The organism is Bacillus sp. WMMC1349 (assembly GCF_013155385.1).
Lineage (GTDB): Bacteria > Bacillota > Bacilli > Bacillales > Bacillaceae > Bacillus.
Genome location: NZ_JABJUQ010000007.1, coordinates 1322649 through 1335840, shown reverse-complemented (window position 1 = coordinate 1335840; position 13192 = coordinate 1322649). Strand labels below are relative to the sequence as shown.

The 13192-nt window shown below is 38.0% G+C and carries 17 protein-coding genes; 1 reads left to right on the top strand and 16 read right to left on the bottom strand.

Annotated elements, in window-relative coordinates; translation table 11 throughout:
• Positions 1-55: 55 nt before the first annotated feature.
• From rok to fadH, 16 genes are all read right to left on the bottom strand, one after another.
• Entirely contained in the window at positions 56-634 is a 579-nt protein-coding gene (rok, locus tag HOO54_RS09135; RefSeq protein WP_172294506.1) for a transcriptional regulator Rok, read from the bottom strand.
• Positions 635-1255: 621 nt separating this feature from the next.
• The gene (locus HOO54_RS09130) at positions 1256-1711 is read right to left on the bottom strand and encodes a TlpA family protein disulfide reductase (RefSeq protein WP_172294504.1); all 456 of its coding nucleotides are present in this window, start codon (positions 1709-1711) and stop codon (positions 1256-1258) included.
• 70 nt (positions 1712-1781) lie between these two features.
• Positions 1782-2324 carry a biofilm-specific peroxidase AhpA gene (gene ahpA, locus HOO54_RS09125; RefSeq protein WP_172294502.1) on the bottom strand — a complete coding sequence of 181 codons (543 nt, stop codon included), beginning with the start codon at positions 2322-2324 and terminating at the stop codon, positions 1782-1784.
• 264 nt (positions 2325-2588) lie between these two features.
• A complete protein-coding gene (locus HOO54_RS09120; RefSeq protein WP_172294500.1) occupies positions 2589-2834 on the bottom strand; it encodes a YkuS family protein in 246 nt (81 codons plus the stop codon).
• Positions 2835-2878: 44 nt separating this feature from the next.
• Entirely contained in the window at positions 2879-4012 is a 1134-nt protein-coding gene (locus HOO54_RS09115) for an N-acetyldiaminopimelate deacetylase (protein ID WP_172294498.1), read from the bottom strand.
• Positions 4013-4080: 68 nt separating this feature from the next.
• Positions 4081-4791, bottom strand: coding sequence for a 2,3,4,5-tetrahydropyridine-2,6-dicarboxylate N-acetyltransferase (dapD, locus tag HOO54_RS09110; RefSeq protein ID WP_172294496.1), 711 nt, complete (start codon positions 4789-4791; stop codon positions 4081-4083).
• A gap of 82 nt (positions 4792-4873) precedes the next feature.
• Entirely contained in the window at positions 4874-5329 is a 456-nt protein-coding gene (locus HOO54_RS09105; protein WP_172294494.1) for a flavodoxin, read from the bottom strand.
• 20 nt (positions 5330-5349) lie between these two features.
• Positions 5350-6240: a WD40/YVTN/BNR-like repeat-containing protein gene (locus HOO54_RS09100; RefSeq protein WP_172294492.1), complete on the bottom strand. Its 891-nt coding sequence runs from the start codon at positions 6238-6240 to the stop codon at positions 5350-5352.
• Positions 6230-6697, bottom strand: coding sequence for a flavodoxin (locus tag HOO54_RS09095; protein ID WP_172294490.1), 468 nt, complete (start codon positions 6695-6697; stop codon positions 6230-6232). The genes HOO54_RS09100 and HOO54_RS09095 overlap by 11 nt, the downstream gene beginning before the upstream one ends.
• A 106-nt stretch (positions 6698-6803) precedes the next feature.
• Positions 6804-7688, bottom strand: a complete 885-nt coding sequence (locus HOO54_RS09090) for a transcriptional regulator CcpC (protein ID WP_172294488.1) — start codon at positions 7686-7688, stop codon at positions 6804-6806.
• A gap of 108 nt (positions 7689-7796) precedes the next feature.
• Positions 7797-8240 (bottom strand): cyclic-di-AMP-binding protein CbpB, encoded by a 444-nt coding sequence (gene cbpB, locus HOO54_RS09085; protein WP_172294486.1) that lies wholly within the window; start codon positions 8238-8240, stop codon positions 7797-7799.
• A gap of 184 nt (positions 8241-8424) precedes the next feature.
• Entirely contained in the window at positions 8425-8604 is a 180-nt protein-coding gene (gene abbA, locus HOO54_RS09080; protein ID WP_172294484.1) for an antirepressor AbbA, read from the bottom strand.
• Between the two features lie 136 nt (positions 8605-8740).
• On the bottom strand, positions 8741-9259 hold the full coding sequence (locus tag HOO54_RS09075; RefSeq protein WP_172294482.1) for a ribonuclease H-like YkuK family protein: 519 nt from the start codon (positions 9257-9259) through the stop codon (positions 8741-8743).
• A 99-nt stretch (positions 9260-9358) separates the two neighbouring features.
• Positions 9359-9598 carry a YkuJ family protein gene (locus HOO54_RS09070; protein WP_172294480.1) on the bottom strand — a complete coding sequence of 80 codons (240 nt, stop codon included), beginning with the start codon at positions 9596-9598 and terminating at the stop codon, positions 9359-9361.
• 455 nt (positions 9599-10053) lie between these two features.
• Positions 10054-11274: an EAL domain-containing protein gene (locus HOO54_RS09065; RefSeq protein WP_172294478.1), complete on the bottom strand. Its 1221-nt coding sequence runs from the start codon at positions 11272-11274 to the stop codon at positions 10054-10056.
• A 64-nt stretch (positions 11275-11338) separates the two neighbouring features.
• A complete protein-coding gene (gene fadH / locus HOO54_RS09060) occupies positions 11339-12103 on the bottom strand; it encodes a 2,4-dienoyl-CoA reductase (RefSeq protein ID WP_172294476.1) in 765 nt (254 codons plus the stop codon).
• 149 nt (positions 12104-12252) lie between these two features.
• On the opposite strand from fadH, the gene HOO54_RS09055 reads away from it, so the two are divergent.
• Complete coding sequence (locus tag HOO54_RS09055; RefSeq protein ID WP_172294474.1) at positions 12253-13098, top strand: metallophosphoesterase; 846 nt, start codon at positions 12253-12255, stop codon at positions 13096-13098.
• Positions 13099-13192: the final 94 nt, after the last annotated feature.

Genomic DNA, 13192 nt, shown 5'->3' with positions numbered 1-13192 from the left:
GACGCTTAGTTGAAAAAAATGGTTGTTAACGATTACATGCTAACTGAAATAAATCTTAGGATTGTTGGTCAGATTCTGTAGAGATATCTCCCTCTAATATATATTGACCGCGATATGGTTTTTTAACTTCAGGATACATTTTAATTAAACTTTGCATAAAAGTGGTCATATTCGGGATATCAAGTCCGCTTTCTTTTTCTATTTCTTTCTGAAGTTCAGAACTTTTAATTGCTGCATTGTGACGTTTTAACGTTTTAATCGCCGCTTCACGCAATTTTGCCGCCTTAGAACCTGGACGTGCAGTACCCCTTCTACGCCGAGTAGCACCTTCTGGAATTCCAGCAGGCAGTGTAGAAATTGGCTTTTGTGGATTCTGCAAATTTTGGGTTGATTGTGGGTTTTTCTGGTAACTCTTCATTTCCTGTGCAGCCAGTTCAGCTAAAACTGGGAGTTGTTCACTTTTTCGTTCTGGACGGTAATCTTTTCTTGTATCATTGAAGCTGGCTGGCCGATCTAATTCACGCAACTTTGCATATATATTGTCACGCTCAATTTGATACTCCCTAATGACTTTTACCTCAGCTTCATTTAGCTGTTCCAAACGTAAACGCAATGCCTCTCTCTCATTAAACATACTGCTTTACCCCTCCTATCAAAATCAATAAACCTTCTAATAAAAATATTAGATTATCAAACTAATTTTATCAACTATTTTTTCATTTTTCTACTGTTATTTCCCATTAAGAAAATAGAACTAAATTTTAAAAAAGACTGAATCTTACAAGGGTCCCCAAAGTCATTTGACCTATTTTATTATTATTGTCGAAAAATGGTAAGCAATGATGAAAACTCAAAAAATACTTTTGTAACGAAAGTAATTTCAAAGTAATGAAAGTAATGCTTAATGATAAGAAGTATAATTAAACAGGAATGAGTATCATTTAAAAATTGCTAAAAATTTAAATGTTTTGTCGAGTCTACATGAGAAGAGTTGTTTTCTGTCATCATAAAGAGTAAAATGCGTTTCTTAAACAACAGGAAAAAAGACTCATTCTTTTTGAAAAACAGTGCCTTACGATTCATTTGAAGAAACGTACAAAAAAACGAAATTTTTTTTTGAAAAGTGTTAGAAAACGGAGCTGTCCGAATAGAGCAAACTTGTTAACTGCTATCATTTAAGATGAATGATAAATTTGTTAAACGTGAAAAGGGCATCCAATAGTCAATAAATTGACTTATTGGACAGCCCTTTGTGTCATTCTGCTTGTTCAGTTTCTGCAAGAACTCGATTCACACGTTTTTCGAGCATTTTCATACCGCTACCACCGGCCTGATAATGACGAAGTTGACCGCTCTTATCAAATACATAGTAAGCAGGGACATACTGATTTTCAAAAGCTTCTGTTAGTTTATGATCACTATCGACAAAAATGGGCTGTGTCATATCATGCTCTATTGCCAGCTCTTTTATTTTATCGATATTTAAATCATCTTCTGAACGGGGCATATGCACAGCAACGACATTCAGTTTATTACTGTAGCGATCGCGAAATTCATTGACTTGCGGCATAGCTTCTTTGCATAAGTGACAGCTGATTGACCAGAAATGGATTAGCGTTGGTTTTTCACCAATCAGCTGTTCTTTTGTTACTTTTCCATTTAACCATTCTTTCGCACCAACAAGTTCTGGCATAGGCTGACGTAATTTCATTTTTTTCTCTCCTTTTACGATTGTAAAAAGGTCTAACAATTGTTAGACCTTCTTTTAGCATCTTGTAGAATTAAAGTGTTTTTTGACCTGGCTTCCAGTTTGCAGGGCATAGTCCACCTGTTTGGAGAGCTTGGAGAACACGCAGTGTTTCATCTACATCACGACCGATGTTGTTATGGAATACTGTTTGATATTGCAGCTCACCTTCAGGATTGATAATAAATAATCCGCGCAGAGCAATACCTTCTTCTTCAATAAGGACACCATATTCACGAGATACTTCATGATTTGTATCAGCCGCAAGAGGATATTTTAACTGTTCAAGACCGTTATCTTTACGATCTGTGTTAATCCAAGCTAAATGAGTGTGGATTGTATCAGTTGAAACACCGATAACCTCTGCATCAAGATCTTCGAACTCATCATAACGATCAGACATTGCTGTAATTTCTGTCGGACATACGAAAGTAAAATCCATTGGATAGAAGAAAAGAACTGTCCATTTATCATTCTTCATGTTTTCTTCAAGGCTCACTTTTCCGAATTCTTTATTTGCGAGAACTGCTTCCATTTCAAAGCGCGGGGCTTGTTTACCTACCATACGTTCTGCCATTTTATGTATCCCTCCAATAATTTTTTTGTGGATGAAATGAGAATTCAAATCTTAAATTCTCATTTAGTTAACAACATTACACAAATAATTATAAAGGCAATCATTTTTTTAGTCAATATCAGCTGATAATTAATTTAAATAAGAAATCACTATTTTGTAAGGGTTCTCTAAAAAGATTTTAACATGTTGTCCCATTGTGAGACAAATCATCAGCTTGGTTATAAATAAGAAAACCGAAGCACTTCACTTCGGTTTCACCATTACTTAATGAATTTTTTGATCGACTCGTTGACAAATTTCATCTGCGGATAGACCTGACGCCTCAATAACAGGAGCTCCAGTCGTCGTATCCGAAATACCGAGCATATTCGAATCCAGACCGGTTACGACACAGCAATCACAGCCTTTTGCATCATCTTGCGTTTTCATCATCACAACCTCATAACCTTTTTCTTTTAATGCAGCCTCAACATCTGTTAGAGATTGTTCAATTCCGATTTTTTTTGACATGAAGATACACCTCCAGCATTTAAGATGGCGTTTTTGCTGAGATTTTATACCTTCTGATTGGCATGATCTGAAAAATATGCCGTCAACAAACGAACCGCCGTCTCAAGCGCTGCTTCTTTCGGTTGAAGCTTGGCATGATGAAGTCCATAAGGGGAATCGACACCAAGCCAAAACATAAAACCCGGGTATTTTTTTAACATAAACCCAAAGTCTTCCCCTGTCATCGCTTCTTTGGCACAAACCACATCGGCAAGCTTATGCTCTGCAGCAAACTTCATAAAGTCTTCAGCTAAATCAGCTGAATTATAAACTTGATGGTATGCCGATGGATACGTGACAGTTCCTTTGCAATGATAAGCGATCTCCAACCCTTTTACCATCGCTTCTATTCTCGCTCTTACCTGCTCCATTGCTGAAGGTGATAACGTTCTAATCGTTCCTTCCAGCTTGGCATTTTGAGCGATGATATTTTGGGCTGATCCGCCAGTAATTGTTCCAATTGTGATGACAGCACTATCAAGCGGATCTACATTTCGAGCGACAACCGATTGCATTTGCGTCACTAACGAACTGGCCGCCACGACCATATCTTCAGCAAGATGAGGATATGCCGCATGTCCGCCTTTTCCTTCCAACTCAATGACAAGCTCAGAGGTATTGGCAAAGAGAAGACCGCCTTTAGTCGAAATTGTTCCAACAGGAAGCTCAGGTGCAATATGTAAAGCAGTAATCATGCTTGGTTCCCATTTTTTGAAGGCGGCAGACTCAATCATCGCTTCAGCTCCGCCAGGTCCTTCTTCAGCTGGTTGGAAGAGAAAGAGAAGATCATGTTTTACCGGATGATGCACAAAGTAATCAAGCACTCCAAGCGCGATCGTCATATGGAAATCGTGTCCACATGCATGCATTCTATTTTGGTGAACAGAAGAAAAAGGATAACCGGTAGCTTCTTCAATGGATAGTCCATCCATGTCCGCTCTATAAGCTAATATCTTTTTGGACGCCGTTCCTTTCACCTTAACAAATAAACCTGTCTTCCAAGTTTCAATTTCAAGCCTGTTGGCTGGATACCGTTTTAAATGGTTCAAAATATAGCTTTGAGTCTTATATTCTTGATATCCAAGCTCAGGGATCTGATGCAGATCTCTGCGAATAGCTGTTAAGTGCTCCAATTCCATCTTTCAAACCTCCTGGCATATGAAAAGGCGTGGACTTGTTCAGGTCCACGCGCTACTTCTTTGCTTATTTACAGTTGACGCAATTCTTGTTTGATTTCAGTTTTACCTTTTGTTTTTTCATCAATGTCTTTAATTTTTTTAGCTGGTGTCCCCGCTACAACTGTATATGGCTCAACATCTTCAATAACAATCGCTCCAGCGGCAACGACAGCTCCTTTTCCAACTGTCACACCTTCAAGAATAACGGCGTTTGCACCGATGACAACATCGTCTTCAACGATGACAGGTTTTGCTGAAGGCGGCTCAATGACACCAGCAAGGACAGAGCCTGCTCCTATATGACAATTTTTACCCACTGTCGCACGTCCACCAAGCACGACGTTCATATCGATCATCGTACCTTCTCCAATGACAGAACCGATATTGATGGATGCTCCCATCATAATAACAGCCCGATCACCGATTTCTACGTGATCGCGAATAATCGCACCTGGTTCAATTCGAGCCTTCACGTTTTTCATATCAAGAGTTGGGATTGCAGAATTGCGGCGGTCATTTTCGACAACGTAGTCTTCAATTTTGCTTTGGTTTGCTTCAAGTGCAACCTGTACCTCTTCCCATTCGCCAAATACCACACCTGTGCTTCCTGTTAAAAATGTTTTTGCTGAAGCACCGAAATCGATTTCTTCAAGATCACCTTTCACATATACTTTAACAGGTGTTGATTTCTTACTATTTTGAATAAACGAGATAATCTCATTAGCGTCCATCATCTTCATTATGTACATCCTCCTTCTCTTTTCTACCTCATTACTGTATCAAAGGTCAGATTTAAAGACAAGAAAAAAGAAGACGCTGTTTTCAAAGTGACGCCTTGCACTTTTCTGCGAATTTTTCACCAAATTCTATCAGTAGGTTTTCTTCTTCATTTTCAGGATTCATTTCGATTTTAACGGACGGAAGCACAATTTCGCCGCCGAGTTGTTTAATTTTTTCTTCAAGGATATCGACAGCTCCGCAAAAATGTTCATATGAGGTATCTCCTGATCCGAATACAGCAAATTTCTTATCGTTGAAATTTAAATCATCCATATCTTCATAAAGGTCTAACATTTCATCAGGAAGATCTCCATCTCCCCATGTATATGCGCCTAATAAGATCCATTGATATTCATTAAAAAGCTCAGCATCAATATCCATCGCTTCATGACAGTCAACGATAACTTCTTTTTTTAACAGTCCTTTTTCGATTAAATCTGCCATTGCTTCTGTATTTCCTGACATCGTTGCATATACAAGTAAAACTTTTTCCAACATCATTCCTCCTACTTTAGGTGTTAATGAGCGAGGGCGGACTGCTCATAAGGTCTGACAAATTTACATTCATAAAGACCGGCACAAAAGAAATGCTCTTTTTGATTAGCTACCCTAAACCCATGTCCTTTAATGGATTCAAACCATTTCAGTTCTTGTTTATCAAAATCGAACTGATAGATTCTAGAAAATCCTTCAGTGTCTTGAGCAGATGTTACATAAATGACACCGCGATTCTCCGATATATCAAGAAAAGAATCTTCTTTATCTACAATTCCCGATCTAATGATCTTATGCTCATTTGTGTGGATATTGATGACATCGATGGCAGCACACCGACCCTTTTTTGAGCCCATCGCACAAACAAGCCATGTTTGCTTAAAGATGATCATGGAAGCTGTCATACGGTCCGTTTCTTTCTTGATCAAAAAAACTGAATCTTTTTCTAAATCATATACCCAAATACCTCCACATTGATCATGAATTTGTGTTCCAATATAAAGATGGTTTTGATAGAGACATAGAGAACGGATAACAGGTGGTATAGTAAAATCTTTAAACGGTTTAGCGATTTTCCAAGACACTCCAAAATCTTCTGAGATATAAATACAATGTTTCCCGTGAGCACACACAAACCCGTTATCACATCCTGTGATTGACCAAACTGTTGCATTTGTCGGAAAACTGGAAATTGTCCAAGTTAATCCATGATCAGATGATCTAATGATTGTACCTGATTCACCTACTCCAAATAAATAATGGCCAATGTATGTGATCGAACAAATTTTTGTTTTCAATTGTAGAAGTTGTTTCCAGCCGAATTCAAATGAGTAATGAAAAATCCCCTCTTGTTTTACAGCTACAAAATAACCTGAATTTGAAGCTGTAACAGCCGTTGCTCCTTTATGAAACATATGACTCGCTCCGCTTTGCCCATTTGACAAAACTTAGAGCAAACTCTTGGCAGCACTCGATATCTTCATCTGTTTCAGGTGCAAGCTCAACTTTAAGTGTTTCAGGAAAAAGGTCAGCACCTGTTTGTTCAAGCATACTGTAAAACGTGTTTACAGCTTCGCAAAACTTAGGATATGCATAATCACCAGAACCAAAACAGGCTGCTTTTTTCCCTTTTAAATCTAATGAAGCAACCTCTTCGAAAAATGTCTCCGCCTCATAAGGAAGATCACCATCCCCCCATGTATATGTACCGATTAATAGATAATCGTATGTTTGTAATGAATCGATTTCAACGTGATCTAATTCAAGAAACGTGATATCAAGGGAATGTTTTGTCAATGTGTCCCTGATCACTATTGCAATATCTTCAGTATTGCCAGACATACTAGCAAACGCAATCAGCGCTTTAGCCAAGTGAATCACCTCAACGAATGTTTTATATTTATACTTTAAGTGATAATGATTATCATTGTCAATAAGTATAATAAAAAAACAGCTTTCCTTATGGAAAACTGGGTTGTTAAAACATGATTCGTTTTTTTAGTAGAGATTCGACAATTTCTAAAAAAGCCTGTACTTGTTTCAGCTCAAAAGCAGCTTCATACCCTAACAACCATGTATCCCTTCCAATCGCTTTTCCTTCTGTATCAAGCAAAGGAATTTTATGAACATGACTGCCGCTATCGGAAAGTGTGACAGACGGAAGGATCGCATAGCCAATTCCATTAAATGCCATTTGTTTGCATGTCTCAATTTGATCGACGATAATCGTTTGTTTTGGTGACATTTTAAACTTCTGGTGCCACCAATGCTGGATTTGTTGATAATAAGTGCTATCACTTTTAAATTGGATAAACGGCCGTTCCGTTTTCGCAATATCATCAATTGTTCTGATTTCAGTATCGACAAGATACAGTTCATCAGTCATTAAATAATGCTTAGGACCCTTCCATTCCGGATTTCCCCTAATAATTCCGAGATGTATGTGATCATCATATAGACTTTTCAGCATTTCACTACTCCATCCAGTAATAAGTGAAATCTTAACATTCGGATACTGTTTGACATAAGTTTTCAAGATATTAGGAAGCCAGTGCTGACCAATAATTGATGCTGCTGCAAGTTTTAAGGTACCATGGATTTCTCCTTCTAACTCATCTATATTTTCTTTGACCTTTTCCTGCTCTCTTGTGACATCTTTTGCAAACTGAATAATTTTTTCTCCTGCTGATGTTACAGTGAGACCTTTTTGTGATCTTAGAAAAATTTTCGTTCCCCATGATTTTTCAATCGTTTGCAGCCGCTGGGACAGCGCTGGTTGTGAAACAAATAGTCGCTCTGCTGCCTTGCGCATATTTAATTCCTCTGCCAAGATGACAAGCATATGTAGCTCCTGAAGCTGCATGTACACTCCTCTTTTCGATAAGTTTCTCTTATCATTGATTGTAATCGACCTGTCATTTCTTTCGCAAGCTTAAAAGCGGCAGAAATGAAAAATAGGCCGCTTCAGCGCCTATTTATTCAATGTTCGAATATATTTATTGAACTGTTTCAAAACAACACGACGTGTAAAAATCCCTTCAAAAACTCCTTCGTCATTCTCACAACAAATAAACGCATGATTGATGACCATTCCGAACCCTTTTAAAATAGGCTCACTTATGTTAAGACGGGGAATATCAGTTAACATCACTTCTTCGACATGTATATCTTCCAGCTTTTCAAACTCAATTCTTTCTAAACCAAAAATCTTATCCATAATCATGTTGGTTCCGATCAATCCGTGTAAACGAAAAGACGCATCAAGCACAGGAATTGCTGTATAACCGGATTTTGTCAATACTAGAAGTGCATGTTCTAAGTTATTTCCAACCTGGACATGAGCAACTTTATCAGCGTCAATCATATGTTGACCGACTGTTGTTTCAAGAAGTTCATCTGACTGCAAACTAATCATAGATTCTTCGACTCCTTTTTAACTTTAATCTAGCAACAAGTCTTTTCCCTATATTACAATAATATAAACTTTATCAGGTTTTGTCGAAAAATTTCCTCTTATTCAAAGACTGATGATTGATTTAGAGCTGACCATGAAATAAAAAAGATACTCAATTCTCGAGTATCAATAGATATAATGTGAGTTAGTTTTCTGACCGAACACGGTCGTATAAGGTAACCAATTTTTTATAGGTGAGGTTATCCACACGTTTTGAACCCGTTTCTATATCATTGATCTCACTGCTCAGTAACTCTACCGCGTATTCATGATCTAACAGGACATTAAGTAACAGCCTTCTCTCTTCTTCTGAAAAGCGATCCATTCTTAATCAGCTCCCTATTGATTTGCTTAAATCAGAAACTACCATCTCTCTTTAGCCTCTATAGGGTTAGAATAAAAAATTGAGTTTTAAACGTCAACCGCACATTTCGACATATAGACACTTTTCTTTAGAAAAATTATTTTGTATAGCGGTTTGCATAACTCGAAGCTGCATAGGAGTCAGGTTTAATTTTCGCACTGATCCCCATCGATGTAATCCGTCCAGTCATTTCCTGAATCAAATCTTTTGTCAGCCCTTTTTTCCCGATATCCAAATGAACTTCAAGGGTTAAATCTGCTCCCTCATCTGTAAAAGGAAGGAGCAGATCCGTGATTTCAGTCAAATAGTCGTGAAGAAGATATCCTGCAATTTCTTGGCTGTAGGCTGTTTCCAGCGAGATTTTTTCCCTCAGACTGTTTATCGGTCGATTCACAACTGTATGTTTTAAACAACCCCACGCTCCTTTGCCTTTTCGATGCAAATGAACAGCGGTTATAAACTTTGTAGCATGACTGTGAATCTGTGAGTCTGTTCCGACGGACAAAAGATAGCTTGCACGCGGATCTTGACGAATAAACGTTTTCAGTCTCTCAATGACTTCAGAAAATGTCATTTGATCTTCAGAAAGATTGTAAAAAAGAAAGGAATCAGCCATTTGAATGCTCCTTTACATCTAAGATCTATACCGAAGATAAATACTTTAACCGAGAGCTTTCAGGAAAACGACGCTTGGAAAAGCTTTATCATGCCTTTATTACTGAAGTAGTTCAAAGATTTCGATTGAAATCATATCAATGTTATCAAACGGAAATGTTGTAGGCTTATCTCCCTTTTGAAAGACCGTTAATTCAAACGTTTGGTTTTTCTCAAAATATTTCACACTACATACTTTTTCCCCGTTTACTTCAAAGTTGCGTTGTGTCGGTTCGCCCGAGGACTCCGCAGTTTCTTGAAGACTCTGCAGTCTCGTGATGATACCCATTAATTGTGACATTCTAAAAAAGACTCCTTTCAAAAACACTTCAGGATCAACAAGTATTAATTATAATACAAGTTCTACACGCATCATACCACAAAGTATCAGTTGATGACATTTTTCCTTTCGAATCGCGAAAAAGAAAAACTGTTTTTTATAGTGTGAGTTTTCAATGAACAAGTATACACAAAATCATTTTTCCCTAGGACAACTACCAGTATGTGTGCTCATAAGTAAAATTTATTGATCATCTGGCTTGTTTTATTCCTGATTGTTTCTGTAAACAAAAAAACTTGGCGGGGGCAGCGCCAAGTTTTTTTTATACTTGATCTGATAAGGGGTTGGGGAACAGAGAGGATATCTCTCTACAGTTAAATGATAATGATTATCAATTTCATTGTCAACCCCAAAATGACAGAAAATAAAAAAACTGCACTCCAATCGTTAAAATGAAGTGCAGTTTAAAACTTCCTTTAAATCAGACCATCTTGCTCATAAAGATAGGAATACGGCAGATCAATAAAAAGATACCGCTCGTCATCCATCGGATAAGAAAACGTCCGAATCATTTCTCCTGTCTCATTGTCACTGTATAAATCACTGAAAAACCCTTTTCTCATCGTTCTCATTTTGATGATATTTTCCAAAAAATACGGACGCCAGCTCCAATTTTTCCCGATGTATTCCGGCTGAAATATCCATTCCCCGTCCTGTTTATAGACGTTTTTCGTTAGTTGAACACCATCTTCATTGCACATATAGATTCTAAAACTGCAGTCGGTCAGTCCATTTCCGAGACCGAGTAAAAAATCATCCTCACTTTGGTTCCCTTTTTTAAGATCGGTCACCAACTGATGAATCCTTTTATCAAACTGGTCTGACTGCTCAAACAAAATCTCTAGCTTCTTTTTCTCATGTGAAATAAATTGGTGAAACTCAGCCCTTAGACGTTTTTTTAAGACATTCCTCTTAACAAATTGTTGTTGTGGAGATTGTAAATAATGTCCCTGAAAAAAGCGGCCCCCGTTTCTCCAAGCATATTGAAGTTGGAAGTTTGCCTCAATATCTTCGTACAATAATGCCGCACCGATTTTTCTCGCAAGCAATGATATACTATAAAGAACATATTCATAGGATGGTGAAGGAGAAGCCATTTTAAGCGGCTGTAGATCGATCTTCAACAAGTCTGGCGAAAGCAGTGCGATTCTGTCGAGATTGCTGCTATCTTTACCAATATTATCAACAGCCACTTTAATACCATATGTACGGTAATATGTTAGTACATGATGCAGTTGTTCTATATCTCCTTCGAAATTCTGCTCTGTTATTTCGACTACGAAACGATCTAGCTCAATACCTTTTTCCTTATACTCCATCAAAAGATTGAGGAATCCTTCTCCATGATCCATCATCAACACATTTGCGTCTTGATTGATAAAAATTAAAAGGTCACAGTCGGTGTCTAAAAAGGCACCCAGTGCTTGACGAACGACCCTTAATTCAACTTCAGCTTTATATTCTTCTGGGATTGACGGGTCAGAGAAGAACGCCCCTAGACTCTTCACTCCAGATTTCATCTTAATGCGTCCCAATACTTCATAGCCGATCACTTTTTGCTCTTCAGCACTGAAAACAGCTTGATAATAAGGGATAACATCTTCAATATTTGTTAAAATGTCAAGTGGATCCAACATGGTATATCACCAGCTTCTCAAGTCTTTGTCTGATTATACCATAACGCCTCTCGCTTTGATCATTTTAAAATGGATGCGGATTAAGCCATTGACCACCATCCATTGTTACACATTCTCCATTTATATATGCAGCTTGTTCAGACAACAAATATGAGGCTAGTCCTGCAATTTCTTCAGGAGTTCCGAGTCTTTCTAAAGGAACGCTTTTCATTGTACGCTCTGCTGCTTCCTCTGATTCAAACAGTTTTTCGGCCCCGCCTGTCCTTTCAATCGGACCGGGTGCGATAGCATTTGCTCTAATACCATATCTTCTCCCCCATTCAACAGCAAGCGTTCTCGTCAACGACAAAACGCCGGCTTTTGCTGCTGCAGAATGGATAACACCAGCTCCAGCACCCCATGCATAAGTCGCCACCATGTTCACAATCATTCCGTTTTTCTTTTCCTTGATCCAATAACGACCAACAGACTGGCTACAGTAAAATGTTCCATTTAAAACAATATCGATGACGGCTTTCCAACCATTAACAGACAGTTTCTCAGCTGGACAAATAAAATTTCCGGCTGCATTATTTACCAAAGCATCAATTGTCCCAAAACAATCAATCGTTTCCTTCACCATCGCTTCCACTTCTTCAACAGATCTGACATCCATTTGGAAAATCCCAACTTGTCCCGGAAACGTTTCAATTTCTTGTTTCGTAGCCTCAAGCTTTTCTTTCGTTCTCCCCGTAATCATCACATTCCAGCCTTGTTCAGCCTGCTTTTTAGCAATTGCTTTTCCCATACCATTTGACCCTCCGGTCACAATCACAACTTTTCTGTCCATTTTCATTTATCCCCCTTGTCATGAATGAATCATCATTCACTATCTATTTTATCATACTGTTTAAAAAAGTTTAACTTTTCTTAAGGGGTTGTCCTAATTTGCTTTTTAAAAAGATATACTGTATGGATTCTATTAAAGGTTGGTTGATGATGAAAAATTTAACTAGGAGAGATTTTTTAAAAGGTTTGCTCGGTCTTTTTACAACAGGATGGTTTACATTGGGTTATGCCCGTTTTCTTGAACCCCGTATGCTTGAAACAAATGTTATTCCTATTCAACATCGACTTATCCCTAAAGCTTTTCATCAATTTCGAATTGTCCAGTTTAGTGATACTCATTTAAGTCATGACTTTACAGTTCATCAGCTATTAGAAATAGTCGATCAAGTAAACAATTTAAATCCAGATTTGATCGTGTTTAGCGGAGATTTAATTGATGATCCGCCTCACTTCCCACATCATGAACAAGCCGGTCTCGTCTTAAAAAAGCTTCATGCACGATGTGGAAAGTTAGCGATTTACGGAAACCATGATCATGGCGGTTATGGAACAACTATTTATCAAAACCTTATGGCAGCCGCTGGTTTTCACGTTTTACGAAATGATTTGATCAAACTTGAATTAAGCAGTGGCAGTGTGATTGAGATTGCCTCACTAGATGATTTCATGCTTGGAAAACCGAATGTTGAAGGAGTGTTATCAAAACTTAGTAAGGATATTTTTTCGATTTTACTTGTTCATCAGCCAGATGCTGCGTTAGTTGCCACAGATTTCCCTGTCAATTTGCAATTATCAGGTCATACCCATGGGGGACAGGTGAGGCTCCCGCTATTTGGCCCACTCATTACCCCTCCATATGGGAAAATCTATACGGAAGGATTGTATGTACGAGATGGGATGCAAATCTATGTCAATCGCGGCATTGGGACAACAAGACTACCGCTGCGATTTTTGTCAAAACCTGAAATAACTGTTTTTGAACTAAAATGTGAATAAGATAAATGACAAGGCTTTTGTCGCAAAAAGAGGAATACAGGCATATATTTTAAAAAAGGAAACAACTACCTACCCTGATATTAATGAAAAAAGA

Coding starts and splice junctions, on each gene's coding strand:
- rok (WP_172294506.1), bottom strand. CDS start 634: ATGTTTAATGAGAGAGAGGCATTGCGTTTACGTTTGGAACAGCTAAAT.
- HOO54_RS09130 (WP_172294504.1), bottom strand. CDS start 1,711: ATGAAATTACGTCAGCCTATGCCAGAACTTGTTGGTGCGAAAGAATGG.
- ahpA (WP_172294502.1), bottom strand. CDS start 2,324: ATGGCAGAACGTATGGTAGGTAAACAAGCCCCGCGCTTTGAAATGGAA.
- HOO54_RS09120 (WP_172294500.1), bottom strand. CDS start 2,834: ATGTCAAAAAAAATCGGAATTGAACAATCTCTAACAGATGTTGAGGCT.
- HOO54_RS09115 (WP_172294498.1), bottom strand. CDS start 4,012: ATGGAATTGGAGCACTTAACAGCTATTCGCAGAGATCTGCATCAGATC.
- dapD (WP_172294496.1), bottom strand. CDS start 4,791: ATGAAGATGATGGACGCTAATGAGATTATCTCGTTTATTCAAAATAGT.
- HOO54_RS09105 (WP_172294494.1), bottom strand. CDS start 5,329: ATGTTGGAAAAAGTTTTACTTGTATATGCAACGATGTCAGGAAATACA.
- HOO54_RS09100 (WP_172294492.1), bottom strand. CDS start 6,240: ATGTTTCATAAAGGAGCAACGGCTGTTACAGCTTCAAATTCAGGTTAT.
- HOO54_RS09090 (WP_172294488.1), bottom strand. CDS start 7,688: ATGCAGCTTCAGGAGCTACATATGCTTGTCATCTTGGCAGAGGAATTA.
- cbpB (WP_172294486.1), bottom strand. CDS start 8,240: ATGATTAGTTTGCAGTCAGATGAACTTCTTGAAACAACAGTCGGTCAA.
- abbA (WP_172294484.1), bottom strand. CDS start 8,604: ATGGATCGCTTTTCAGAAGAAGAGAGAAGGCTGTTACTTAATGTCCTG.
- HOO54_RS09075 (WP_172294482.1), bottom strand. CDS start 9,259: ATGGCTGATTCCTTTCTTTTTTACAATCTTTCTGAAGATCAAATGACA.
- HOO54_RS09070 (WP_172294480.1), bottom strand. CDS start 9,598: ATGTCACAATTAATGGGTATCATCACGAGACTGCAGAGTCTTCAAGAA.
- HOO54_RS09065 (WP_172294478.1), bottom strand. CDS start 11,274: ATGTTGGATCCACTTGACATTTTAACAAATATTGAAGATGTTATCCCT.
- fadH (WP_172294476.1), bottom strand. CDS start 12,103: ATGGACAGAAAAGTTGTGATTGTGACCGGAGGGTCAAATGGTATGGGA.
- HOO54_RS09055 (WP_172294474.1), top strand. CDS start 12,253: ATGAAAAATTTAACTAGGAGAGATTTTTTAAAAGGTTTGCTCGGTCTT.